Origin of the sequence: Paenibacillus sp. LS1, from assembly GCF_026013365.1 — a bacterium.
Classification (GTDB): Bacteria; Bacillota; Bacilli; order Paenibacillales; family Paenibacillaceae; genus Paenibacillus.
Genome location: NZ_JAPDOE010000001.1, coordinates 1,594,921 through 1,620,679 on the forward strand (window position 1 = coordinate 1,594,921; position 25,759 = coordinate 1,620,679).

Sequence of the window (25,759 nt, forward strand, 5' to 3'; positions counted from 1 at the left end):
TCCATTCACATCCGCCTTTCAAGGGGTCGCAACTGCGCCACCATCTGATATAAAGCCTGCTCAAGCAAGGCTACATCTTCTTCTCTGTGTTCATCTCCAAGACTAATACGCAATCCACCAGCAGCACAAGCTGCATCTCTGCCCATCGCAAGTAGAATCCGACTCGGTTCAGATGAACGCGAAGAACAGGCAGATTGGGTGGATATGGTTACACCAAGTTGCTCCAAGGTGTGCAGCGCCACTTCTGCCTTCATCCCAGGATAGGAGAAGTGCACAATATGAGGAGCCCCCTCTTTGCGACTGTTCAATTCAAATTCAGGAATGGAATGTATCGTTTCCATCAATTGATCACGGAGCACCGTTGTACGTCGAGCAAAATCAAACTGATCCTCTGCAGCCATTCTCATGGCCTTTGCCATACCTACCAGCAAGGCCACGTTCTCTGTGCCTGCTCTTAGGCCCTGCTCCTGTGACCCCCCTGACAATAGTGGTGTAAGTTCCACTCCACTTCGCACATACAGGAGACCTGCTCCCTTCGGTCCACGGATCTTGTGAGCAGACAGACTGTACAGATCTGCACTCCAAGCGGCAGGTGTAGCCTTCATTTTCCCAAAGCCCTGAACACCATCCACATGGAAAAGCACGCGTGGTGCTCTCTTTTTGAGCTGTTTGCCGATCTCTGCAATCGGATGGATAGCTCCTGTTTCATTGTTTACATGCATCAGGCTCACAAGCACCGTATCCGGTCTGATCGCGTCTACAACCTGCCGAGCGTCTACCACACCATCAGAATTGACAGGAATTAGCGTCACGTCCCATCCCCACTGCTGCAATTGCATAAAACTTTCATACACCGAGGCATGCTCGGTAGCCGTTGTTATGATGTGTCTGCCTCGTGACTGATAACGTAATGCCGCACCTTTTATCGCCAGATTATTACTCTCGGTCGCACCGGAAGTAAATACAATCTCTTCAGGCTTAACGCCTATTGCCGCAGCACAGCCGGATCGCGCACGACGCAACAATTGATCAGCACGCTCTCCATACCCATGAATAGAGGACGGATTTCCGAATTGTGTCTCCATAATTTCGGCCATCGTGCGAATCACATCGGGATGGGGAGGTGTGGTTGCAGCATAATCAAAATATTTCAAATGAGGTTAGACCTCCCTTATCTCTTCGTTCATAAACCTACAGTGAGCATTGTAACACGATACCCGTACAACACAAAAAGACCAACCGGGAACAGGCGTTTCAAGCGCTGCTGCTCCCACATTTGATCTCATCCTGTAATGATGTGTTATCGTAAATGTCTTTCTGTAAGTCTAGATCACATATTTCAACTGCGCCTTCTCTACTTTGGAGATATAATTCTGAGTTTCTGAAGGTAGACGGTTAAGTACACTCATCAGTTCGCTATCATTCGATACGCCCAGACGTGAAACACGACCCGGTCCTGCATTGTAAGCAGCAAGTGCCATCTTCACTTCTCCACCGAAACGCTGGAGCTGAAGGGAAAGATACTTAGTCCCAGCATCAATGCTCTGTGCAGGATCAAATGAATTACTCACACCCAGCCCTGCAGCCGTGCCATCCATTAATTGCATAAGCCCCTTGGCACCTGCGGAGGACACTACATTCGGGTTAAAATTGGATTCTGTGTCAATGACGGCCTTGATCAATGATTCAGGCACACCATACTTGGCACTTGCCTCAGCAATCAAAGATTCATAATCCGTAGGTACAGATGCACCGGAATCCAGAATTCCTGTATTGGATGAAGATAATAAAGACTCAACGATGTTATTGGAGACAGAGGACGACCCTGCCGTATTTATATCCGGATTGTACGTGCTGCCAAGTTGCAACCACAGCAGACCATCACTGGATCTTTTGGAGACTGTGGCGCTGGAATCCGTATTGCTTGACGAATTGGCACCCGTGCCTAACAGCCCGTCCATCATATTGGCGAAATCCACTGTTGAACCAGCACCTGAGTCTGATCCTTTGGTTTGGTTGTTCACATTGGACAATTGCAATTCCAACAACTGCCGCGATCCGCTTGGATCAATCTGCATGAGTTATACCCACTCCCGTATAATAAGCGTATTATGACCTTATTCTACATCGTTTTACAGCAAGGTTCCATTGTTTTCAAAAAAAACCTTCTGTAATTCACCGCAAATGGGTGAGAACAGAAGGCTTTTGAATGAATATTTTACACTTTAGCGAGCGAATGGAATCATGAAAAAATAACTCAGCGTGGCTACAACACCCAGTCCAATGGACCAAGCTCCCGCTGTCTTCCGACCATTCACATATGCATAGTAACCCAATACGGCTGCAGCCGGTCCAAGTACGATTGACCACATGAACAAAGACGCGATCCCGAAGGCAAGCCCCATGTAACCCGCGACCTTGCCTGTGGATTCCATGACCCGGTCTGCCTCATGCTTCTCAGGTACAGGCTCCGCCCGTTCGGTACCTCCAGTTCTTACAACAGTCGGAGGAGCGACCTCTGCCCCGTATTCCTCCCGATGTGCTTTTCTGGGATAATCGACACGCATACGCTGTTTTTCAACATCAACATTGGTTTCAGGACGATCTTGAAAATTAAACTTATTATCGTCATTTTTCATTCGGAAGCACCTCCATTATGAATAGGGATGACTGCTCACTTGGGTTTGAACGTGTGACAGCATGTTGCAGAGGATGTGCGTGCATGATCATGGTGATCCGAGTCAAATGTCTCACCGGCAAATTCCTCATGCAAACGACGGGTGGCATGTTGGTCAATGTCAATCATGATGGCATCAGCTTGGCAGAAGTTGTTTTCTCCCCAGAAGTTGCAGTTGGAGACGCTGCATTTGACTATTGGTTTGTCTTGGCTCATTTTTTATCACCTCGACTACTATTGTCTCCCCGCCACAAACCCGATATTCCCCGCACAAATGCCAGATGATGACATGATCACGCCTCAGTTTAATTCTTACCTAGAAACACAAAAAAACCGCCACAAGGGCGGTTTCGTCCAATTTCATATTAAGGTTTAAACGTTCATTAAGCGTGATTACGTTGATTTTGCATACGACGCTGAGTCAAGTAGTCACTTTCATAATATGCCAGATCATCGCGCAATTCTTCGTACGTTTTGGAAACCTCAAGAATGACATCCCGTACTGCACGGATTGGCTTGTCACGGAAACGAATGGCATCCTGTCCTGTGTAAGCGTATCTTCCGTCTTCGGAATAACATTCATTTTTGGGATAGAAAAAGCTGTTTACGCATTGGTGATACGTATTATAAAGAGCCTTTTCGGCAAAATCGACATCAAAGTTGGCACGACGCAGCACAACGCCAAGTTTTTCGTAAGAAACTTCAGAAAAAACGAGCAAATGACGGAGATCTGAAAGAAATCCTTTGTAGAAGGCTGTTGATTCTTCCGTCTGATTCTGATCCAGTTCAGGCAAGGCATTTTCATTCAAAAATTTTTCAATCCGATCGATAGCCGGTTTTAACTTTTCCCTAGTTGACTCACATGTTTTCTGTACATTGGCTGCTGACATAAAGGTAGCTCCCCCTTAAATAAGTCCTTACATATAGGTCGGCCAACGGTGGTTTTCCCCTGACCTTTGAATTCTCAGCTATAATCCTACCATAAAAAGATGACGAGCGGTATCCCTTAATCATGCTTTCCGTTTCTGTCATTAAACATGCCTATTATACGCAGTTGGACTCGAACTCGCCTGCATAAAAATATGCGCTTTTTCTAACGATAGATATAACCAGTGACAACGATGAAGCACTGTTAATGATTGTCCAAAATGAACGAAGGAGGTTCCATCCACCATGTCCAGACCGAAATGGATTAACTGGGCCCTTGCAGCTGGTGTGGGAGCACTCGCCCTGACGCTCCTGCTTCCAACATCCAATCGTCCCGAACCTAAGCCAAGTGCCCTGCCCGATTCTGCTCATGAAGAGCACACGAACAAGCAACGTCTGAAAGTGCAGGATGTCAAAGCAACAGATCTCCTGACTCGCATGGATGCCAAGCAACATCTCAGTATCATGCTGGATAAAACTTCCACAATGAATGCCTCGCAGATTAATCGCTATGTGAGTGATCTCCAAAGTTCACATGAACATATCAGATCCATTCATCTCATGGGTGCCACTGGCTCATTCAATAAGCCATTTGATCAAGCATCCCAACAAGGAAGCAAGCTAGAGCGACAGAAGCTTGATCATGCGCTGAATCTTGCCAAAAAAGCGGTAAACAAACGTCAAAGCTTCGAATCCTCTTCTTTCCCTTTGGGAAAAGAAAAATATTTTGTTGTGGGGCAACCCTCGAAAGATGGCAAAAGAGCTGTGATTGCCTTGTTCAGTCAGAACGTATTGAATGCTGTTGAACAACATCAGCGCAAAAATCTGCGTATGATCCCTTATCCGCGTGAAGGCAAGTTCAAAATTGAGTCGGTTCACCCGGATACGCTGAACGAAATCACGGTGAAAACCGGGCATGATAATGCCAATGCCAGTCATTTTTACGAAAATGAAATCGTCATCCGTTTTCGACAAGATCCCGGTGAACGGGATATGCGAATCATTAAATCTGATCTAAGAGCGCAATCTGCGCGCAAGCTGGGATATACGTATGTTTTTCGGTCAGAACACATGAATTACAAGCAATTGCATAGCTATTTCGAAAGTAAATGGAATCCACTCTATATGGAACCCCATTACATGTATTTAACCAATGACACCGTAACTGAACAAACCGATGTAACGATACCCAACGACATTTTGTTCTCCGATTATCAGTGGAACTTGCCTGCGATTGAGACAAATAGAGGTTGGAATATTACCAAGGGGAACAAAGATGTCATCGTTGCTGTGGTCGACACGGGGGTTGATATGAATCACCCTGACCTGAAGGGCAAGCTTCTTGAGGGCTATAATGTGGTCGAACCGGGAAGCCAACCAATGGATGATGTGGGACATGGTACACACGTCGCAGGCATTATCGGCGCCATTGTCAACAATAATGAAGGCGTGGCAGGCATGAGCTGGTATAACAAGGTCCTGCCGGTAAAAGTATTGGATAACTCGGGGTCTGGAACCACGTATGCCGTTGCTGAAGGTATCATCTGGGCAGCCGATCATGGAGCTAAAGTCATCAACATGAGTCTCGGCAATTATGCTGACGCGCAATTTCTTCATGATGCCATTAAATATGCTTTTGACCGCGATATCGTGCTGATTGCAGCTACAGGAAACGATAATACGGAGCGTCCAGGCTACCCTGCTGCCTATCCGGAAGTATTTGCTGTATCTGCTACGGACCCGGATATGAGCAAAGCGTCCTACTCCAACTACGGGGATTATGTGGATGTGATGGCCCCGGGGTCCAGTATCGCGAGTACCTACCCGAATAATCAGTATGCAGCCTTATCTGGAACGTCTATGGCGAGCCCTCATGTTGCCGCACTTGCAGGTTTGATACGTTCCTTGAACCCGGATTTAACCAACACGGAAGTCATGGATCTGATGCGCCAAAGTGTCATCGACCTCGGTGATCCGGGCCACGATAAGTATTTTGGCTATGGGCAGATTGATGTCTATAAAGCACTGCAAGCCGCATCAGGCAACAGCGCACCCTTACAGTTCTGGCCCCAGCATGTCAGACAACAAATGGATAATACGATGAAAAAGTATACCAAGTAGTCGTCATGACTCAATTCTGTAAAAACACAAAAGCAGCTGCGCCCCGGGGCGTACGCTGCTCTTTGGTTTATATCCAAATTCCCCGGGGCACCCGCTGCGATTAACGTTTGCGTGAAGTTGTGCGGGCTTTGCTTGATTTTTTCACGGATTTTCTCTTCGGATTATGGCTGGATACATAGCAAGGGTCTTCTTCTTTAACAACAACCGGGTACATGTGGTGGTGAATCGGAACACAGTGATGTTTTTTGATAACTTCAATCGGGTGGATTACAGGTACGATTTGCGGGATGTAGTAATCCTCAACAACCTGGATCGGGTCACAGACAATCGGACAAAGCGGTGGACAGTAATGGTTCATTTCAAAACCAACTCCCTTTCTGGTGATACTATAACCTATTGCATCAGGTCGAAAGTGGATTGGATGTATGTCCATACTCCGAAAAATTATATGAGCGGTAGCCTGTCCGCCACTGCCCCACCCTGCTGAGGTGTTACTTTGTCAATGACTCCGCAGAGTACACGAAGCCCTTCACACAAAAGCTCAACGCTCGTTACCGTGAAGCAGATACGCAGACTTGATGTATCCGTCTCCCCCACATAACAGGCGGAACCCGGTAGGAAAGAAACCCCGGCAGCAAGTGACTGATGATGCAGTTCACGCATATCCAGACTACTCGGAAGTTGAAGCCACAGATTAAGTCCTCCCTCTGGCAAGCGCCAGTGTATATCCTTAGTAGCATGCTCTTCCAGCACCTCAGATGCCGCACACAAGCGAGAATACAATTCATCCCTCAAGCGGGATACATATGCCCCATACTGATTCTGTATAAAGGATTGCAATGCCTTCTGTGTGAGCAGCGGGCTCCCCAAATCCGCCGTAGATTTCGCAGCCACAAGCCGGGTCAGTACGCTTCCATCTGCAATGGCGCAGGCTATGCGGCAACCGGGAGACAGCACCTTGCTGAAGCTTTTGATATACACCACATGACCTGTCCCATCCATGGATTTAATGGAAGCCGGGGGAGGATCACGAAAATAAAGATCGGCAAACGGGTCATCCTCCAGAATGAGGCAGTGATAGCTTTGCGCAAGATTCAGAAGTTGTGCTCGCCTTCTTGCACTCATCGTAATCCCAGTCGGATTGTGATAGGTCGGGATCGTATAGATGAGCTTGGGCGGATAGGTGTCACATAAGCGGGTTAACAGATCAATACGCATACCTTCGTCGTCCATCGGAACCGTAATGATCTTCGCACCTCTGCTTGTAAACACATCAATGGCTCCGGTATAGCTTGGCGCTTCCATATACACTACATCCCCGGGTCCGACAAAAGTCCGTGCCACAAGATCAATCCCCTGTTGAGCACCGCTTGTAATTAACATGCGTTCAGGTGTCACCTGTAGGCCACGCTCGGCAAAATGTTCCGCAAAGATCTGTCTGAGTTCCCGATCTCCCTGAAAAGATCCATACGCCGCCATACGCTCTGCATGATCAGAGGAAAGGCGATAGGCACTGTCAATAATCTCGCGTGTAGGTAACAGTTCAGGCTGAATCGCTGACATATGAAGTTCATAACGTACTTGAGGTGATGTATCAAAATGTCTCCAGAGCTGTGCTCGCGGTAAATAATCCACCAGTGCCATCTGCCAATTCCATGGCGTACTGGATTCACTATTGCTATTTTTCCGCTGCGCTCGGTCCACATCCTCCCTCTGATCCGTGTGTAACGCCCCTCTGACATAACAACCTTTACCCTGGGAGCAGGTAATCAATTGAATCGCTTCGAGTTCAGCATAGGCCTTCGATACGGTGACCAGGCTGACACCCAGATCCGTGGTCATTTTACGAACAGATGGAAGTCGGGTTCCGGGTTCAATCAGTCCTGATCTGATGCGGTCCGCAATCGTTAGCGCAATTTGCACGTACAATTTGGTACTGCTTCCCCTTTTTAATTCGATATGCATGCATGCTCCTCCCAACTGTTATGATCTTCATTTTACTGTTATAGTGCAGTCCGTCTATTATAGTTTATAATATCAGTATAACAGTGAATAACAGGAGATGAGAATAACATGAGTATCCCTTGGTCCAAAATGGCACAAAACACCCCGTCCTCTGTCGTTCGTGACATGCTCCAGGCCGCTCAGGCACCTGGAATGATCTCACTAGCCGGTGGATTACCAGCCCAGACTTCATTCCCGCTGGAAGCTATCCGTGTTGCATACGAAAAAGTATTTATGAGCGGAGCAGCCGCTCTTCAATATGCGGAGACTGAAGGTTACCGTCCTCTCCGTGCCAAAATTGCGGAGCGTCTTGAATCCAAAGGCATTCCCGCTTCACCCGACCATATGCTCCTCACGACGGGTTCACAACAATCCATCGACTTGGTCTGTCGTATCCTTCTTGATCCGGGTGACCGCGTACTGGTTGAATCACCTACCTACCTCGCTGCCCTGCAAGTTATTCATTCCTATCAAGCTGAATCTCACGGCGTAGCCTGTGATGATCACGGCATGTTGCCTGAATCTCTGGAGGAACAGCTCCAGTTGCATCGTCCAAAGCTCGTCTACATCAACCCAACGTTCTCCAATCCTACGGGTAAAGTATGGTCACGAGAAAGACGTCAGCAGGCTGTAGACCTATGCCGCAAGTATGGTGTACTCATCCTCGAAGATGATCCCTATGGCGAAATTCGGTTCAATCCGGAGCAGTTGGATGTCCCTGCTCTTGCAGAATTGGATGCAGCATCTTATGATGGCCCTTCTAATGTCGTTTACACCAGTACGTTCTCCAAAACGGTAGCACCGGGTCTTCGTACCGGCTGGATTCTGGCCGCTCCCGATATTGTCAAAATGGCAGCACGGGCTAAACAGGGTGCCGACTTGCATTCCAGCAGCATCGACCAAAGAGCTCTTCACGCACTGCTTGAATCTTTCGATCTGGATGCGCATATCCGCCATATTTCAGAGGATTACGAAAAACGCATGAAAACACTGACGACCCTCATGGCAGCCAAAGCATGGGAAGGTATCTCGTGGAATTCACCACAAGGTGGCATGTTCTTGTGGCTGCAATTACCTGAAGGCATGCTTGCAAGCAATTTGTTCACTTACGGTATTCAGGAGAAAGTGTGCATTGTTCCGGGTGATTCCTTCTATGCGGGTACACCGGAGTTGAACCGCATGCGGATCAACTTCACGCATACGGATCCCGAGCTACTCCCGGAGGCTGTAGAACGAATGGATCGCGCCATTCAACGCTGGCATGCTTCGTTAACATCGGATAGTGTCGTTACACTGTAATGAACTGTCATAAACGTTTCGCTATTTATTAGCGTATGAAGGTTAAATTACTTGATATGAGAAATAAAAATAAGGCGGCAGGCCCGAGAATCTCGGAACTGCCGCCTTATTTTTATAGAACCTGTTATCAACAGGAGTTATGTTTTTTCGGATGTTCATGGGTCCTTCTGATCAGTCAGGCCATCGGATGATTCATACGAGTTGTCCTCGACTGATAGGTGGACTACATTGTGTTGCTATGGTGTTGTTGTTGCAGTTAGGAAAGCTTACCGTAAGCCGGGTTCTGTGCTCTTCGTGGTTCATACGGGAACTACCCTCCCACCAGAAGCGACAATCATCTATCTAGGCCATACATTGCTGCACAGCTCAAGCGACCAACCTAGACACACCTCGGGCTAAGGTTGCCTCCTCCGAAAAGGCGGCTGTGTCCCATTAGGTCTTGCTCCAGATGGGGTTTACCAGGAACGAAGTCACCAGCGTTCCTCGGGGTCTCTTACACCTCGGTTCCATCCTTGCCTGTGCCGGAAAATCCGGCCATCGGCGGTCCATTTCTGTGGCACTATCCTTCAACTCGCGCTGACTGGACGTTATCCAGCATCCTGCCCTGTGGAGCCCGGACTTTCCTCTCGTGGCAACAAAGGCCACCAGCGATTGTCTGTCAAACTTTCCGAACAACATTACATAGTATACAGGCATTTGAGTTCCCAGACAAGCTTAATATTACTGGGAATCGCACAGCAACTGTCTTTTTAGATAAACTGGAATACTTCCGTATTTACCTCCGAAGCCGTAACTTGCGTATCATATCGTTTATCTTGCAAATTAGAACGAAGCCAATCAGCTGTTTTCGGTTTCATAATCTTCTCGGAATTATGTCCCGGGTCGATGATACACATGCCTACCATTAACGCATCATGAGCCGTGTGATAATCGATGTCCCCGGTTACAATAACATCCGCACCTTTGAAGCGAGCCGTAAGCGCGTAACGGCTGCCGGAGCCGCCAAGAACCGCTGCTTTTTTGATCTTTTTGTTCAGATCCCCTACTACACGCACATGAGGAACATTAAATTGGGTCTTCACGACCTCCACGAGCTCACCTAATGTCTTAGGCTCCCTAAGGGGTCCCAAGCGTCCCAGACCGAGCGTACGACCTTTTAAATCCATTGCGTAGAGATCATAGGCCACTTCTTCATACGGGTGTGCCTTAAGCATCGCCTGAATGACCTTACTGCGCAAACTTTGAGGCACAATGGTCTCAATCCGCATTTCTTCCACACGTTCCATCTGCCCTTGGGTACCAATAAACGGTTGTGTCCCTTCACCTGGTACAAAAGTTCCTGTACCTTCCGTGTTGAAGCTACACTTGTTGTACTGGCCAATACTCCCTGCTCCGGCTTCCAGAATGGCTTGAAGAACCTGCTCATGATGCGTACGAGGCACAAATACAGCCAGTTTGTACAAATGATCTGTATGTACATCCTCCAGCGATTCCTTGCTCTCGATGCCAAGTGCTTCGGCCATCCAGTCATTGATACCACCTTCTGCCACGTCCAGGTTCGTATGACTGATATAGACAGCAATATCATGCTTAATCAGCTTTTCATACAATTTACCCATAGGCGTATCCGTACTCAATGACTTGACCGGTCGAAAAATAATGGCATGATGAGCGATAATCAAATTGGCACCGATGCGAATCGCCTCGTCCACCACTTCATCCGTCACATCCAAAGCAACTAGAACGTGACTGATTTCTTTTTGCAAACTGCCCAGCTGCAGACCAATGCGGTCATCCGGTACAGCCAGATGTTTAGGAGCAAGTTGCTCCATCAGTTGAATTACAGTTTGACCTTTGGCAAGCATGCCAAAACCTCCTTCAAGTTTGCGATAAGACGCTCTACCTCAGCCGCCTTGTCCCGGGAAGAATCCTGATCGGATTTGGAGATGGAGTTAACAACTCCTTGCAGTTTGACAATCTCACTTTCCCATTTGGCAAAGAATACATCCGTTGGACGATCCACCAAATAAGGCCCCATCCGCAGCAGCAAATCTTCCGTCAACTCTGCCCCGCCTTGAAGTGGACGTGCACGATACACCTCAACATTTGCAATCGGGCTTACGGATTGTGGCATCGCCGTGATAATTTCATAGATCTTACCGTCTTCTTCGAGCAACTGCTCTGCTACAACTACCCAGTGATGCTCCAGCAACCAGCGTCTAAGGATATCCTCTCCAACATTCGGTTGCAAAATAAGAAGCTGGACCCCTTCCAGTTTAGATAAACCTCGGTCCAAAATAGAGGCGATCAGAGCACCGCCCATACCCGCAATGGTGATGACTTCCACTTCTCCCGCAGAGATCACATCAAGTCCGTCTCCACGACGTACTGTGATTTTCTCTTTCAGGCCAGCATCGCTGACTTGTTTACATGCAGCATCATAAGGGCCGGGATTGACTTCCCCAGCTATTGCACTTGCGGCTTTCCCACTGCGGATCGCGGCTACTGGCAGCAACGCGTGGTCTGAACCGATATCAGCCATGCGGCTACCATCGGGAATTTGATCATGTATTCGTTGTAATCGATTCGAAAGTTTCATGAAGCACCTACACCATTCATTTAATTTATTGATTTGCATTGAACAAGGAAAAGCGATAAAATAAAATCCAATCAAACATTTCAAGGATGAATTTCCAAAACCAAGAAATCAAGACGTTTAAATTAAAAATAAAGGAGACCCCGCCGCCGCTAAAGCGTCTTGCGGAAAGTCTCCCATAGTTCGATTATTCGAGGAAATCCTTGAGTCGTTTACTACGACTCGGGTGACGCAACTTACGAAGAGCCTTGGCTTCGATCTGACGAATACGCTCACGCGTAACACCAAATACCTTGCCGACTTCCTCCAGCGTTCTCGTCCGTCCATCGTCCAGACCAAAACGTAGACGAAGAACATTCTCTTCACGCTCAGTCAATGTATCAAGTACATCTTCGAGCTGTTCTTTCAACAACTCATACGCAGCAGCATCCGCCGGAGCAAGTGCTTCCTGATCCTCAATGAAGTCACCCAGATGGGAATCATCTTCCTCACCAATCGGTGTTTCCAGAGAAACCGGTTCCTGTGCAATCTTCGTAATTTCACGAACTTTCTCCACACTCAGATCCATCTCAGCAGCGATTTCTTCTGGTGTCGGTTCACGCCCAAGTTCCTGCAACAGCTGACGGGATACCCGGATCAGCTTATTAATCGTCTCTACCATGTGCACAGGGATACGAATGGTACGCGCCTGGTCAGCAATAGCACGAGTAATCGCTTGGCGAATCCACCATGTGGCATACGTACTGAACTTGTATCCTTTTTTGTGGTCGAACTTCTCAACCGCTTTGATCAGACCCATATTACCTTCCTGAATCAAATCAAGGAACAACATTCCACGTCCAACGTAACGCTTGGCGATACTGACAACGAGCCGTAAGTTCGCTTCAGCCAGACGACGCTTGGCTTCTTCATCCCCGTTCTCAATCCGTTTGGCTAGTTGTACTTCGTCATCTGCCGACAACAATGGCACACGACCAATTTCCTTGAGATACATACGGACAGGGTCATTGATTTTGATACCTGGCGGCAAGCTCAGATCATCATCAAAGTGGAATTCGTCCTCTCCCTCTCTGGTGTTGTTCTCGGAATCTTCACTAGGACGAAGTGTAACCTCTTCATCATTTTCATTCACTACATCAATACCCAGATCACTCAGTTGCTCATAGAACTCATCCATTTGCTCTGCATCTTGCTCAAAAGGAGAGAGTTTCTCTATAATTTCCTTGTAATTCAGCGAAGCTCTTTTCTTACCTGATTCAATCAATTGATCTTTAACCTGATCCAGTGTCAATTCTGTTTCTAGTTCAGTATGCTGATCATTCGCCATAACTCGACTCCCTCCTCCCTAGAAACATCCAATAATCAGACGTTCACTGTCTCTCTAGGGCATTCATTTCAATTGCAATCTGTGCCGCGCGTAAATCATCACCTGCACGCTCTGCAGCAATCATTTCTTCTTTTTTCATTTCGTACTGTTTCTTACGCGGATACTTCAGCACTTCCCTGATGCAATCATCGAGCATTTGAATACTCCATTCACCTGGACCATCCATCATCGAGATTGAACTGACCGTTTTTTCCAGGCGATCGTCATGCAGTGAAGACATAAAGCGGCTTGTATCCGACGGTTTGCCTTGCGCATAGTAGGCATATAGATAAGCAGCAATAGCTGCATGATCATCCAAGTTAAAAGCTTCACCAAGATGCTCATTCACGTACTGGGCAGCCTCATCATCCTGCAACATCCAGGCAATCAGTTTGCGTTCAGCAGCGTGGTAAGCCGGCAACAGATTGGGTGTAGGCACCTGCCTATTTTGTTGCCTACCATTATTCCACCTTTTCGGGTTATTATCCCCAAACTGGAGGTTATTTTTCATCGCCTCCCGTTCTTCATTACACTCCTGCTTCAATGTTTCGAAGGATACGTCCACTTCTGCAGCCAGTTCACGAAGATACACCTCCCGCTCTGTTGGAGAAGGTAAGGGGGCAATCAATTTTACTGCTTCTTTCGAATAGGCGATTTGTCCGCCACCCTCTAGCAGTATATGGCTTTTTTTTAGGTTTATAAGTTTAAATTTTGTAGTTGTCACGGCGCCGTCCACAATCTGGTTTCGGAACCGTTCACCACCATGCTTCCGGATAAAATCATCCGGGTCAAGTCCCTCAGGAATGAGAGCCACTTTGACCTGCAATCCGGCTTCCTCAAGAATGGGAAAGTTTTTGAGTGCAGCAGCCTGTCCTGCTCGGTCGCCGTCATAACATATGATGACCTCGTCGCACATCCCTTTAAGCATCAATGCCTGATTCTCGGTTAACGCCGTACCCATTGCCGCTACACCATTCTGGATATCCTGATCCCATGCGGAGATGACATCACCATATCCCTCGAACAAAATGGCTTGCCGTTGTTTGCGAATTGCATTTTTGGCATGATGCAGATTATAGAGAACACGGCTTTTGTTAAATAACCGGGTTTCCGGTGAATTTAGATACTTCGGTTGCCCATCTCCCAATATGCGTCCTGCAAATGCAATCGGCTTACCGCTCCTGCCATTAATCGGGAACATAATCCGGTCTCGGAATCGATCCACATATCCCTGACCTTCATTTCGCGGTGACAGAAGTCCACCCTTTTCCATCTCTTCGAGCGGATAGTTACGTTTCTCAAGAAATTGTACCAGTGTGTCCCAACGATTTGGTGCAAAACCAATCTGGAACTGGTCAATCAACTTGTCGCCAAAACCTCGTGAGCGTAAATACTCCATGGCTGTTTTGCCGTGCTCTGTATTTTTCAACAAAAAATGATACAGCTTCGCGGTAAGCTCATAAGCCTCCAACAGACGTTCTGTCTCCGGATTCACATGAGCAGATTCACGCCCTTGCCAGTCGCCCATAGAGATGTGGCTTTCTTCCGCCATCGTCTTGACAGCCTCGGGAAAGGATAACCCTTCGATTTCCATCCTGAATTTGATGGCATTTCCACCCGTGCCGCAACCGTAGCAGTAGAAAATTTGTTTCTCAGGTGTAACGGTGAACGAAGGCGTCTTCTCGGAATGAAAAGGACAGAGGCCTTTCATATACTTCCCCTGTTTGGTCAGATGCACAAATCGGCTCACCGTATCGACAATATCATTCTGCTGTAACACCGATTCAATAATACTTTCGGGTATACCGCCTTGTCCGGTACTCATCTCTGGCCACCTTCATCTCTTCAACACGTAAATATAATTCGATAAACTTACACATTCTCCTGCAAATCTTTTAAAAGTTTTGTCAGTTTATGTTGAAAAATTTCTCGATCCTGCTCTGTGAAAGGCTTTGGGCCTTTCCCGTAATGGCCTCTTTTTCGTACTTTGGCCGCAGTATGACGAGAATCCAACATGAAATCAATGTCACGATCGTTAAACTCACGACCACGAAAGGACAAAACATAACAACGTTTGCCGAGCGCAAGTGCCGCAAGTCCATAGTCCTGAGTGATAACCACATCGTATGGCTTAATATGATTAGCAATATACAGGTCTGCGCTCTGATCACTGCGATCCACTTGCACGGTTCGCACCCCTTCTCCTCCTTGAAGCAAATGATCAAATGAAGAGACTAACAGTACGGGGATGTTGAAAAGGCGAGCGGTTTGCGCAATCTCGGTTTTGACCGGACAAGCATCACCATCCACAACAATGTGGCGTATATTTAACTCACTCAAACCCAGACCACCCGGTTTCATAAAATAGCTGCATATTGTAATATACGACCCCGGCCAGGCAAAATCCTTCTGCCGGAACGAGGGAAATCAAAGGCTAAAATACGGAGCGGTTGTCAAAAATACATTTCACAACCCGTTCCGTATATTTATACCCTCATATATCCTTCTTTAATACTGAAATTTAGCATTGCTCCAAGTCTGTGGAAAAGGACTCATGAAATACGCCCAATTACCCAATCAACTTGGAAAAATCAGCAAATCCTTTCAAGTCACGATCAATAGCCGCGAGCAGTGCAAGTCGGTTCGCACGAACAGCATCATCTTCAGCCATAACCATGACTGAATCAAAGAATGAGGTAATACCATCCTTCCAAGCGGATGCAATAGCCAGCGCTTCAGCAGCATCGTGCTGAGCCAACGCCTGACGGTACTCTGCATTCGTTCTGCTCCATGCCTCGTGTAACTGACGCTCTCCATCTTCTGTGAACAGTTCCGGATGTACGGAAGCATTGGATGCTTTGGCAGCCAGATTACCCACACGGTTGAACGATTCAACCGTTGTTTTGAATGCGTCTCCTGTCAGAACAGCCGCCATCAGCGCTTCACCTTTTGGAACCACAGCGCTGATATCATCGAATCCAGAAGAAATTACTGCATCCACAACGTCGTAACGGACGGTTTCGGACAACAATTTTTTCACACGAAGACCGAAGAAGTCTTGCAGATCTTTACGAACCTCTTCGTCCGCACGTTTCAACAGGTTCATCTGGGCATGTACTTGAAGTGCTACTCCGAACACATCTGACAATGTCAGCGGGAGCTTGTGATCCAGCAAAATCTGTACAATACCTGCAGCCTGACGGCGCAGCGCATACGGATCTTGAGAACCTGTTGGAATGATGTTGATGGAGAAGCAACCCACGATTGTGTCCATTTTATCCGCAGCACTGACAAGAGCACCTACAAGAGAAGCAGGGGATTGATCTCCAGCGAAACGTGGCTGATAGTGTTCAAATACCGCTTTGGCCACTTCTTCTTTTTCGCCAGCTTTACGAGCGTAATCCTCACCCATCACACCTTGCAGTTCCGGGAATTCTCCCACCATCAGTGTCACCAGATCGAATTTGCAGATATCTGCTGAGCGGCTAACAGATTCAGCAACATCACCGGATACTTGCAGTTTGGCAGCAAGTCCATCGGCAATCTTGCGAATACGACGCACTTTGTCTCCAACCGTTCCCAATTCTTCCTGGAAGACGATACTTTCCAGTTTCGACAATGCATCCTTAATCTGTAGCTTCTGATCTTCCTCATAGAAGAACTTGGCATCAGACAGACGTGCACGCAGAACTTTTTCATTCCCTTTGGCAATAACGTCCAGTGAATCACTTCCACCGTTACGTACCGTCACGAAGAATGGCAACAGTTGTCCCTCATTGTCCAGTACAGGGAAATAACGCTGGTGCTCACGCATGGAAGTAATCAATACTTCTTGTGGAATATTCAAAAATGAAGAGTCGAATGTCCCGAACAATACCGTAGGTGTTTCCACCAGGAACAGCACTTCTTCCAACAAGTCTTCCTTAATCGCAATATCCCATTTTTTTTCAGCAGCCAGAGCCTGAATTTGGGATACAATGATCTGTTCACGTTCCTGGATATCTGCAATGACATGTTCGGAACGCAACACTTCCACGTACGAAGACGGATTGGAAATCACGGCCTCCTTGCCGAGGAATCGATGTCCGCGAGTTACATTACCCGATTTAACACCTGTTACTTCCAGATCAATGACATCACTGCCGAGCATAGCCACAATCCAGCGGATTGGACGTACAAATTTGAAATCATAGGAAGCCCAACGCATGAATTTCGGGAACGTCATGGCATGTAATACAGAAAGCAACCCTTCGCCAACCACAGAAGCTGTTTCCACACCTTTGCTGCTCTTCGTTGCATAGATATATTCGACACCGTTTAATTCTTTGAACGTGAATTGGTCTGGTTCAACACCTTGACTGCGAGCGAATCCGAGTGCAGCTTTGCTCCAATTACCACTGTCGTCTAGTGCAATTTTGCGTGAAGGGCCTTTCACTTCTTCCTCTATATCTTCCTGCTTTTCAGCCACATTCTGAATCAAAACAGCCAGTCGGCGTGGTGTAGCATACGCATTCACTTCACCATAAGCAATGCGGGATGCGTCAAGCCATTTCACGACACGTTCTTGCAGCTGTGCGATTGCTGCGCTCATGAAGCGTGCAGGTACTTCTTCCAGCCCGATTTCAAACAAAAGATCCTTAGACATGCTCGGCTCCCCCTTTCTTGATCAGCGGGAAGCCTAGCTTCTCACGCTCTTCCATATATGTTGCAGCGACTTGGCGAGCCAGATTACGGACACGTGTGATGTAGCCCGTACGTTCCGTTACACTGATAGCTCCACGTGCATCCAACAAGTTGAACGTGTGGGAACATTTCAGCACATAGTCATATGCCGGGAATACCAGATGCTGCGCCATGGCCTTGTTTGCTTCTTCTTCATGCATGTTGAAGAGTGTAAACAGCATTTTGACATCGGATACTTCAAACGTATATTTGGAATGTTCGAATTCTGGCTGACGGAATACATCACCATAAGTAATGCCTTCCACCCATTCCAAATCAAACACATTCTCTTTTTCCTGAATGTAAGAAGCCAAACGCTCCATACCATACGTAATTTCAACGGCTACCGGATTCGTCTCGATTCCACCAACCTGTTGGAAATACGTGAATTGTGTAATTTCCATTCCGTCCAACCATACTTCCCAACCAAGACCTGCACAACCAAGGGAAGGATTCTCCCAGTTGTCTTCAACAAACCGAATATCATGTTTGAGCGGATCAATGCCCAGACGCTTCAGACTTTCCAGGTAAATTTCCTGAATATTGTCCGGAGAAGGCTTGATGATCACCTGGAACTGATGATGCTGGTACAGCCGGTTAGGGTTCTCGCCATAACGTCCGTCCGAAGGACGACGGGAAGGCTCCACATAGGCTACTTTCCAAGGTTCGGGTCCAAGCGAGCGCAAAAAGGTCATCGGGTTCATCGTACCTGCCCCTTTTTCCGTATCGTATGGCTGGACAATAATACAGTTATGCTCGGCCCAGAATTGTTGCAGCGTTAGAATCATCTGCTGAAAATTCATAATCATGCTCCTTTTCAATGGTTTGTTAGCAAGCTTAGAACGGTGCAGACAACAATAAATAGCCCCCGTCCTACGCCTGTTGTACAGACGTAGGGACGAGAGCTATTCCCGCGGTTCCACCCTACTTGGCTTGGATCAAACAGGATGATCCTGCTCGTTCCAGCCCACTTTTCCGTGTCCATTCATGCTCCCGAGTGCCGTTTCAAAAACGGATTCAACCAGGCTTCCACCATCCCCGGCTCGCTCATTCATGATTCGCAAGTGTCATATACGACTTGTCCCCCACAAATGCAATAAATCCAGTCTTTTACTTTCTCGTTCAATGCATGTCTCATAAAGAGAAATTATATTTCATAATATATAAAATCTAGTATGAAGTCAAGATATAGTTTCACTTCCACCAAAACGCCTCAAATCCCGTACTTCTCCATCTGATCGAGGAAAGAACGGGATTTAAGATTCAGGCCAAGCTGATGATCCATGAAGGCCCGCATCAGTTTTTTGATCTCATCACGGGTAGACTCACTTACTGATATATTTCCCAGGCGCTGCAGATCCAACTGAGCGAACAAACGCAACAACTTCAGAGCCTTTGGACTGACTGACATCGCCGGAGGATCGAAATGTTTGCATGCACGACACAGGACGCCGCCTAGTCTGGGACTCATAAACAACTGCTCATCCGGTCGCTCCTGGTTACAGGAGATACACTCATCGAACTGTGGACCATAACCGGATGCCTGTAATATTTTCATTTCGTACAGACTCGTAATAACAACCGGATCTTTCTCTTCCTTCAACGCCTGCAAACACGCCTTTAACTGTTTGAACCAAAATGTACCTGTCTCTTCATCCTGAAGCACGCGATCCAATAGTTCACATGCATAAGAAGCATAGGAGGCCTTGACCAGATCTTCACGCAATTCATGATAGGATTCAACGATTTCTCCAGCATTCAGTGTACCTAGACCCGTATTGCGAAAATAAACATATTGACCAAACGTAAACGGCTGCACCAGTGCAGCATGTCGGCTCTTGGGCTTTTTGGCACCGCGGACGAGTACCCCTACTTTCCCGCCGCTTTCGGTGCAAAGCGTAATGATTTTGTTCCCTTCGCCGTAGTCCATGCTGCGGATGACAATGCCTTCCACCCTGTATAGCATGCCTCGTCACCTAACCATTCTCGAATCAGCCAGTTATACCTCGGCTTCTTCATCTTCAATCACTTCCCTTGCAGGTTCCGACTCCTGTCCTAACGAATTACACGCCTCGGTATATAACAAATAGGACTCCACGTCCCCCGTCATCGCAAAAACCTTCCACGAAAAATCTCGCATCGGAATTTCATCCTCTCTTCGGAAATGACGTCTGCATCTACCAAATAGGATGGAGTCTTGCAAGGTAAACTATGTGTTGCAATTACTGGATACAATTCCGACGATCAGTCACGGCCAAAGCCAAGGTCACGCAGTACTCTATCCTGATTTCTCCAGTCTTTTTTCACTTTAACCCACAGATCCATGAAAATTTTGGAGCCAAGCAAATTCTGAATGTCGTGTCGGGCTCGTTTACCCACTTCTTTCAGAAGGGCACCTTGCTTCCCGATAATGATCCCTTTTTGGGAATCCCGTTCCACAAAAATGACGGCCGAGATATAAACGACACCGTTATCCTGTACTTTCATATCCTCGATCGTTACGGCAATCGAGTGGGGTACTTCTTCACGAGTCATCTGTAGAATCTTCTCACGAATCAACTCCGCACATACAAATTGCTCCGGATGGTCAGTAACCTGGTCATCAGGATAGTACTGGGGACCTTCCGGCAAATACTTGCCGAGCTGTTCCAGCAACGTGCTGACATTGCTGCCAAGCATGGCAGAGACAGGAACGATTTCAGCGAAATCGTGAAGCTTGCGATATGTCTCAATGAGTGGCAGCAGCGCTTCCGGCTCAATTTTGTCAATTTTATTCATGACAAGAATGACAGGCGTACGGATGTTTTTCAACTGTTCAGCAATATAACGGTCACCGCCACCCAAACCCTCCGAAGCGTCAATCAGGAACAGTGCTGCTTCCACTTCTCCGAGCGTGTTTAGAGCGGTCTGATTCATGTAATCGCCAAGTTTGGATTGACGTTTGTGAATACCCGGTGTGTCCAGGAAAACGATTTGCTGATGTTCGGATGTATACACACCATGAATCTTATTACGGGTAGTTTGTGGCTTGTCCGACATAATGGCAATTTTCTGTCCAATAACTTGGTTCATCAGTGTGGATTTACCTACGTTTGGACGTCCAATAATGGCTACAAAACCGGATTTGAATGCTTGTTTTTTCATATTTTCCTCCTCAGGCGCCTAGGCCTGGAATGTATTGGTTTATTTTTTGGCAGAATTCAGATCAGAAGGACCAAAAGCCCATGGTAACAGTTCAGCAACGGTGGTCTCTTGCAGATCACCTTTCATGTTCCCCAAGATGACTTTCATATCGGGTTCACACAGTTCGTACATGACCTGACGACATACGCCACATGGAGCAATCGGACCATCCGTGTCTCCCACAATGGCAATCGCTTTAAAGCTGCGAGGCTGCTGTCCACCTGCAATGGCACTGAACATCGCTGTACGCTCAGCACAGTTACCTGGGGTATACGCAGCATTCTCAATATTACAACCATGATGCACATGCCCTTCACTGTCAAGCAAAGCTGCTCCTACACCAAAATGGGAGTAAGGCGTGTACGCCTTCGTACGTGCCTTAATTGCCTCTTGCATTAGCAAACCATTATCCATTGATATTCTCTCCCTTAGGGTGCAATATAAAGTTATTACCTACGAGTTAAGTTCAACCAAAGCCAAATTTACACTAGTCACTCCGAGTCCAGAATAACCCTTCGATCGCTGTTATCCCCCGATTTTTTGATTCACTTTTTCAAAGTGAAAATCCGGGGATAAAGGCGAACGCTTCGCTTCTACAGGTTTATTTCTGTCCTCTTCGTTATCGTGTAATGTCTACAAGTTCAACTTAAAAAAGGTCTAACTTCACAAATTTGTGTAGTAATAAAATCAAATCATAACGAATCAAAACAAAGTTAAAACAAAATTAGTACAAACCCAGCCAGCTCATCACCGGCTTAATGAAAACGATGCAACCGATGATGACGGCGAATACCGCAGCCAGCAGAACTGCCCCGGCCGCGGTATCCTTCGCCGCTTTTGCCAGCGGATGGATATGGGGATGTGCCAAATCAACTGCAGCCTCTACAGCCGTGTTCATCAATTCAGTCACCAGGACCAAAAAGACAGCGGTTAGCACAAACATCCAATCTATTCTTGAGATTCTGAAAAAAAAGCCGGCTACACACATCAAAACAGCCACTCCCGTGTGAACTCTCACATTACGCTGAGTCCGCAACCCATATGCGATTCCTTCCGCTGCATTACGGAATACCAGACCCCAGGAGCGCCTTTTCATTATCGTGTCAACCCGGCCTGGGCCAATACCGCTTCTTGTTTGCCCATCATTTCAGCCTCGCTAGCTTCATCCTGATGGTCATATCCGAGCAAGTGCAAGAAGCCATGGACAAACAGAAAACCAAGCTCACGTTCAAATGAATGTCCGTATTCCTCACTTTGCAGGATGGTCCGCGGAACGGAAATAATGATGTCTCCAAGAACATCCGGCATTTCTTCCATTTCCTCATCTTCGTCCAGCTCATAGATAATATCGAGTTCTTCATCCACCGTTTCGTTCATTGCAAAAGACAATACATCCGTAGGACGGTCAATACCGCGATAATCACGGTTCAACTCATGGATCTGCTCATCGTTCACAAAAGTCAGAGCCACTTCCCCGTCTGCAACACCTTCTGCTTCTCCTGCAAGGTTCAGCAGCTGCTCCAGCATTGCAATCATCGGTTCTGTAATTTCTTTATCCTGTTGTTCATTATTCCATGCCAGATTAAGACTCATTCCTTCATAACTCCTGTCTTCATATTATTGAATTAGCCTGCTTCGGGTGAAGTCGGCTTCGGTTTCTTGATCTCCTCCGGATATTCTATCCGGGAGTGGAAGATACCCATGACCGTTTCCTTCAATGTTCTGGCGACAATATCCAGTTCACGCATCGTAAGGTCACAATCATTGAATTGATGATCGTCCAATCGTCCTTTAATAATCTTTTCAATCATGGACTCCACTTGCTCCACTGTCGGTTTGCGTAAAGATCTCACAGCAGCCTCCACACTATCGGCAATACCAACAATAGCAGATTCCTTCGACTGAGCCTTCGGCCCAGGGTAACGGAAATCTTCTTCCGTGAAATCAGGTTCAACGCCTGCTTCTTCCGCCTGGCGCAGTGCTTTGTGATAGAAATAGTGGAGAAATGTCGTGCCATGATGCTGTTCCGCAATATCCCGAATAGGTCTGGGCAGCTTGTAATCCTTTTGCATTTCCACACCATCGCGCGCATGGGCAACGATAATGGATTTGCTCAGTTTCGGATCGATCGAATCATGCGGATTCTCCATATTGTTCTGATTTTCAATAAAATAGATGGGGCGTTTCGTCTTGCCAATATCATGATAATACGATCCAACTCGACAGAGCAATCCGTTTGCTCCAATAGCTTCTGCTGCAGCTTCGGATAGATTCCCAACCATAACGCTGTGATGATAGGTCCCCGGTGTCTCCGTCAGCAACTTGCGTAGAAGCGGATGGTTCGGGTTAGACAGTTCCACCAGTTTGAGCGCTGACAAGATACCGAATGATGTTTCGAAAAATGGCATCAGCCCGATGACCAGTATGGCAGTTAATACGCCACCAGCAAATGCAAATCCAACGCCATACAGTGTCGTGGTTCGGTTCCAATCTCCTGAGTCAATCAAAGCCAGAGTGAAGACGGCTATGGACCCGAACAAGCAGACCATAATGGCCCCTTTCAGGATCGTCGATCGCTGGCTGGCCTTATGCGTTGCGAAGATCGCAACAAACGAAACTACCACGGCGAAGAACCCTAGTTCAAAGTCAAAAAGCTGACCCTGATGCGTGTTCAAAATAATGCTAGACAACATGCCGATCAGTATCGAACATACAAAGGCAAGCGACGTATCCAGTAACAGCGCAATTAACATCGCCCCTACCGCAACAGGTGCAAGGAAGCCAACATAAGACCTCTCATTGGTCTGAATAATGGCCGTTACATGCATAACCACAATCGTAATAATAAAAATGAGAACAAGCATCAACAGCTGCGCATTATTATATTTGAAATGCGTTCCGCTGCATTGCTGAATATACATCAGAATTGCTGCCGACAACAGGCAGGAAAACATCAGAAGTCCAAGCTGCGGCCAGTAGTTCACTTCATTTTTCAGCAAATCATTCTCATCCAGCAGTGTATACATTTCCGGGGTGATCATCTCACCTTTGGCAACTAATGTGTCACCTTGCTTGATAAAGACGGTTTGCGTGTTCTCACGCGCCTGCACTTTCGCTTCCTTGGTTCCCTCTTCGTCATAGAAGCGGTTAGAGGTCACCACGAGGCGAGCAAGCTCTTGCACCACCTCACGTTGCGTGCGCTTACTAAGAGAGCTGACACTCACCATCTCGGCTACTTTGGCACGCGCGGTGGTTGCATCGCTGATCTGGTCCGTCATTAGACGGGCAACAATGTCCCTCGCAACTGGTTTCATCTCCTGGATATCATCCGATGTCAGACGTGAGATTTTGATGTAGGTCTCTTCGGGAATACGATAGCTTTGCTCCTGTACCACATTTCGGATCTCTTCCAACAGCGTCTCGGAGTATGTACCGGCTTTCCGATTATTATTGATATAATTGGTCACAAAATCCTTCTGGCGTTGCGGAATTTCATCCCGATAAATATCAATCTTATCCTGACTTGAAATCTGATCATCCTGATTCAATCGATCTACACGATCAAGCAGGGTTGTCATCAAATTTTCGTTCCGCATCTGCACGATCTGAAATATCGGCTGTACGCGTTCAGCCGCTTCTTCCTGAGCTTTGAGTGTGGCCTTGTTATTCGGAATCTGCATGGGCGCAGCAATATCCACTTCACTTCGTGTACCTTCCTGAATATCATACCGCTCGGGGAGCAGCTTGGAAGCCAGACTCACGTAGAAAAGAATCACCAGAAACAAAAACAGAAGATAGCGTGCCCACACGCTATACTTCCATCCTGTAGCCTTATTCTGAAAAGATTTGCCTTTTGACGGTTCCTTCGAGGTCACTTTAGACAATCCCTTTCTATGCTTGATTTTCTGCGGCGTGGTTGTAAGCCACGATAATTTTCTGGACGAGGGAATGCCGCACAACATCTTGCTCGGCAAAATAGACAAATCCAATCTCGTTAACTTCGTTCAAGATCGTATTCGCTTCCACAAGCCCGGATTTCTTACCACGCGGTAAATCAATCTGTGTCACGTCTCCGGTGATGACCATTTTGGAGCCAAAACCAAGACGGGTCAGAAACATCTTCATCTGTTCCGGCGTTGTGTTCTGTGCTTCATCAAGAATGATGAAGGAGTCATCCAGTGTACGCCCCCGCATGTAGGCGAGTGGGGCAATTTCGATTAACCCACGCTCCAGTGCCTTCGCGGTCTGTTCCTGTCCCATAACGTCATACAGGGCATCGTACAGCGGTCTCAGATACGGGTCTACCTTCTCCTGAAGATCACCTGGCAAAAAACCCAGGCTTTCTCCTGCTTCAACAGCAGGCCGTGTGAGTACGATACGTTTGACGCTACCTTCTTTAATCGCGGCAACAGCCAGAACAACAGCAAGGTAAGTTTTACCCGTACCGGCAGGACCAATGCCAAATACAATATCACGTTTTTTAATTGTAGTTACATAGTGCTTCTGTCCAATGGTTTTAACACGGATTGGTTTACCTCGGTATGTCGTCGTAATCTCGCCCTTGAACAGATCCAATAGCTGGTCTGCCCGCATATCCTTGGCAAGTTCAATTGCATACTTCACATCTCTTTCGGTTAACACATATCCGTTGCGTATCAATTGCAGTAACACATCAAATAATTGTTCAAGCGATTCCACCTGTTGTGCATTGCCGAAAATTACAATCTCCGCTTCACGGGATGCAATCTGGGCGGGAATCTCGGATTCAATCAGTTTAAGAAAAGTATCTTGGGGTCCAAAAAGAGATTGACCCTCTCCCGCACTCTGGAGGGAGATTTGTATGCTGCGTGTTTGCTCTGACAAA

24 protein-coding genes and 1 other RNA gene are annotated in these 25,759 nt (G+C 47.1%); 2 read left to right on the plus strand and 23 right to left on the minus strand.

All coding sequences use genetic code 11. The features are described from left to right. Window positions 1-5 precede the first annotated feature (5 nt). The 5 genes from OM416_RS06935 to OM416_RS06955 form a co-directional block, all read right to left on the minus strand. The gene (locus OM416_RS06935; RefSeq protein ID WP_264928096.1) at window positions 6-1,154 is read right to left on the minus strand and encodes a cysteine desulfurase family protein; all 1,149 of its coding nucleotides are present in this window, start codon (window positions 1,152-1,154) and stop codon (window positions 6-8) included. 171 nt (window positions 1,155-1,325) lie between these two features. Then, entirely contained in the window at window positions 1,326-2,078 is a 753-nt protein-coding gene (locus tag OM416_RS06940; RefSeq protein WP_264928097.1) for a lytic transglycosylase domain-containing protein, read from the minus strand. Window positions 2,079-2,225: 147 nt separating this feature from the next. Next, entirely contained in the window at window positions 2,226-2,639 is a 414-nt protein-coding gene (locus OM416_RS06945; protein ID WP_413775748.1) for a hypothetical protein, read from the minus strand. A 35-nt stretch (window positions 2,640-2,674) separates the two neighbouring features. Beyond that, entirely contained in the window at window positions 2,675-2,893 is a 219-nt protein-coding gene (locus OM416_RS06950) for a DUF1540 domain-containing protein (RefSeq protein WP_076211597.1), read from the minus strand. 167 nt (window positions 2,894-3,060) lie between these two features. After that, window positions 3,061-3,567 carry a YpuI family protein gene (locus OM416_RS06955; RefSeq protein ID WP_062835484.1) on the minus strand — a complete coding sequence of 169 codons (507 nt, stop codon included), beginning with the start codon at window positions 3,565-3,567 and terminating at the stop codon, window positions 3,061-3,063. Between the two features lie 283 nt (window positions 3,568-3,850). Here OM416_RS06955 and OM416_RS06960 point away from each other — a divergent pair, with 283 nt between their 5' ends. Further along, the gene (locus tag OM416_RS06960) at window positions 3,851-5,725 is read left to right on the plus strand and encodes a S8 family peptidase (RefSeq protein WP_264928098.1); all 1,875 of its coding nucleotides are present in this window, start codon (window positions 3,851-3,853) and stop codon (window positions 5,723-5,725) included. Window positions 5,726-5,825: 100 nt separating this feature from the next. On the opposite strand, the gene OM416_RS06965 is transcribed toward OM416_RS06960, so the two are convergent. Next, entirely contained in the window at window positions 5,826-6,083 is a 258-nt protein-coding gene (locus OM416_RS06965) for a hypothetical protein (RefSeq protein ID WP_264928099.1), read from the minus strand. 86 nt (window positions 6,084-6,169) lie between these two features. After that, on the minus strand, window positions 6,170-7,690 hold the full coding sequence (locus tag OM416_RS06970) for a PLP-dependent aminotransferase family protein (protein WP_264928100.1): 1,521 nt from the start codon (window positions 7,688-7,690) through the stop codon (window positions 6,170-6,172). 108 nt (window positions 7,691-7,798) lie between these two features. Between OM416_RS06970 and OM416_RS06975 the strand changes: the two genes are divergently transcribed. Further along, window positions 7,799-9,028, plus strand: coding sequence for a PLP-dependent aminotransferase family protein (locus OM416_RS06975; protein ID WP_264928101.1), 1,230 nt, complete (start codon window positions 7,799-7,801; stop codon window positions 9,026-9,028). Window positions 9,029-9,285: 257 nt separating this feature from the next. Here the strand turns inward: OM416_RS06975 and rnpB are convergent. The 16 genes from rnpB to OM416_RS07055 all read right to left on the minus strand — a co-directional run bounded on the left by rnpB (window position 9,286) and on the right by OM416_RS07055 (window position 25,758). Next, window positions 9,286-9,695: RNase P RNA component class A (rnpB, locus tag OM416_RS06980), an RNA gene on the minus strand. 82 nt (window positions 9,696-9,777) lie between these two features. Beyond that, entirely contained in the window at window positions 9,778-10,893 is a 1,116-nt protein-coding gene (locus OM416_RS06985; protein ID WP_264928102.1) for a Nif3-like dinuclear metal center hexameric protein, read from the minus strand. Further along, the gene (locus OM416_RS06990; RefSeq protein ID WP_264928103.1) at window positions 10,869-11,627 is read right to left on the minus strand and encodes a tRNA (adenine(22)-N(1))-methyltransferase; all 759 of its coding nucleotides are present in this window, start codon (window positions 11,625-11,627) and stop codon (window positions 10,869-10,871) included. The genes OM416_RS06985 and OM416_RS06990 overlap by 25 nt, the downstream gene beginning before the upstream one ends. A 184-nt stretch (window positions 11,628-11,811) precedes the next feature. Beyond that, window positions 11,812-12,951 carry an RNA polymerase sigma factor RpoD gene (gene rpoD / locus OM416_RS06995; protein WP_062835490.1) on the minus strand — a complete coding sequence of 380 codons (1,140 nt, stop codon included), beginning with the start codon at window positions 12,949-12,951 and terminating at the stop codon, window positions 11,812-11,814. A 43-nt stretch (window positions 12,952-12,994) separates the two neighbouring features. Further along, on the minus strand, window positions 12,995-14,815 hold the full coding sequence (dnaG, locus tag OM416_RS07000) for a DNA primase (protein WP_264928104.1): 1,821 nt from the start codon (window positions 14,813-14,815) through the stop codon (window positions 12,995-12,997). Between the two features lie 47 nt (window positions 14,816-14,862). Then, window positions 14,863-15,330 (minus strand): YaiI/YqxD family protein, encoded by a 468-nt coding sequence (locus tag OM416_RS07005; protein ID WP_413775749.1) that lies wholly within the window; start codon window positions 15,328-15,330, stop codon window positions 14,863-14,865. Between the two features lie 229 nt (window positions 15,331-15,559). Beyond that, complete coding sequence (gene glyS, locus OM416_RS07010; protein ID WP_264928106.1) at window positions 15,560-17,635, minus strand: glycine--tRNA ligase subunit beta; 2,076 nt, start codon at window positions 17,633-17,635, stop codon at window positions 15,560-15,562. After that, entirely contained in the window at window positions 17,628-18,515 is an 888-nt protein-coding gene (gene glyQ, locus OM416_RS07015) for a glycine--tRNA ligase subunit alpha (RefSeq protein ID WP_145323243.1), read from the minus strand. The genes glyS and glyQ overlap by 8 nt, the downstream gene beginning before the upstream one ends. A gap of 410 nt (window positions 18,516-18,925) precedes the next feature. Further along, window positions 18,926-19,678 carry a DNA repair protein RecO gene (recO, locus tag OM416_RS07020; protein WP_264928107.1) on the minus strand — a complete coding sequence of 251 codons (753 nt, stop codon included), beginning with the start codon at window positions 19,676-19,678 and terminating at the stop codon, window positions 18,926-18,928. Window positions 19,679-19,711: 33 nt separating this feature from the next. After that, window positions 19,712-19,852, minus strand: coding sequence for a YqzL family protein (locus OM416_RS07025; protein ID WP_076332313.1), 141 nt, complete (start codon window positions 19,850-19,852; stop codon window positions 19,712-19,714). A gap of 104 nt (window positions 19,853-19,956) precedes the next feature. After that, window positions 19,957-20,856, minus strand: a complete 900-nt coding sequence (gene era, locus OM416_RS07030) for a GTPase Era (protein WP_047843779.1) — start codon at window positions 20,854-20,856, stop codon at window positions 19,957-19,959. Between the two features lie 39 nt (window positions 20,857-20,895). Beyond that, a complete protein-coding gene (locus tag OM416_RS07035; protein WP_062835495.1) occupies window positions 20,896-21,309 on the minus strand; it encodes a cytidine deaminase in 414 nt (137 codons plus the stop codon). A 310-nt stretch (window positions 21,310-21,619) separates the two neighbouring features. After that, window positions 21,620-21,991 (minus strand): diacylglycerol kinase family protein, encoded by a 372-nt coding sequence (locus OM416_RS07040; RefSeq protein WP_145151048.1) that lies wholly within the window; start codon window positions 21,989-21,991, stop codon window positions 21,620-21,622. Continuing rightward, the gene (ybeY, locus tag OM416_RS07045; RefSeq protein ID WP_036674804.1) at window positions 21,991-22,488 is read right to left on the minus strand and encodes an rRNA maturation RNase YbeY; all 498 of its coding nucleotides are present in this window, start codon (window positions 22,486-22,488) and stop codon (window positions 21,991-21,993) included. Before ybeY ends, OM416_RS07040 begins: the two co-directional genes overlap by 1 nt. Before the next feature lie 32 nt (window positions 22,489-22,520). Continuing rightward, the gene (locus OM416_RS07050; RefSeq protein WP_264928108.1) at window positions 22,521-24,770 is read right to left on the minus strand and encodes an HD family phosphohydrolase; all 2,250 of its coding nucleotides are present in this window, start codon (window positions 24,768-24,770) and stop codon (window positions 22,521-22,523) included. Between the two features lie 16 nt (window positions 24,771-24,786). Further along, the gene (locus tag OM416_RS07055) at window positions 24,787-25,758 is read right to left on the minus strand and encodes a PhoH family protein (RefSeq protein ID WP_017687243.1); all 972 of its coding nucleotides are present in this window, start codon (window positions 25,756-25,758) and stop codon (window positions 24,787-24,789) included. Window position 25,759: the final 1 nt, after the last annotated feature.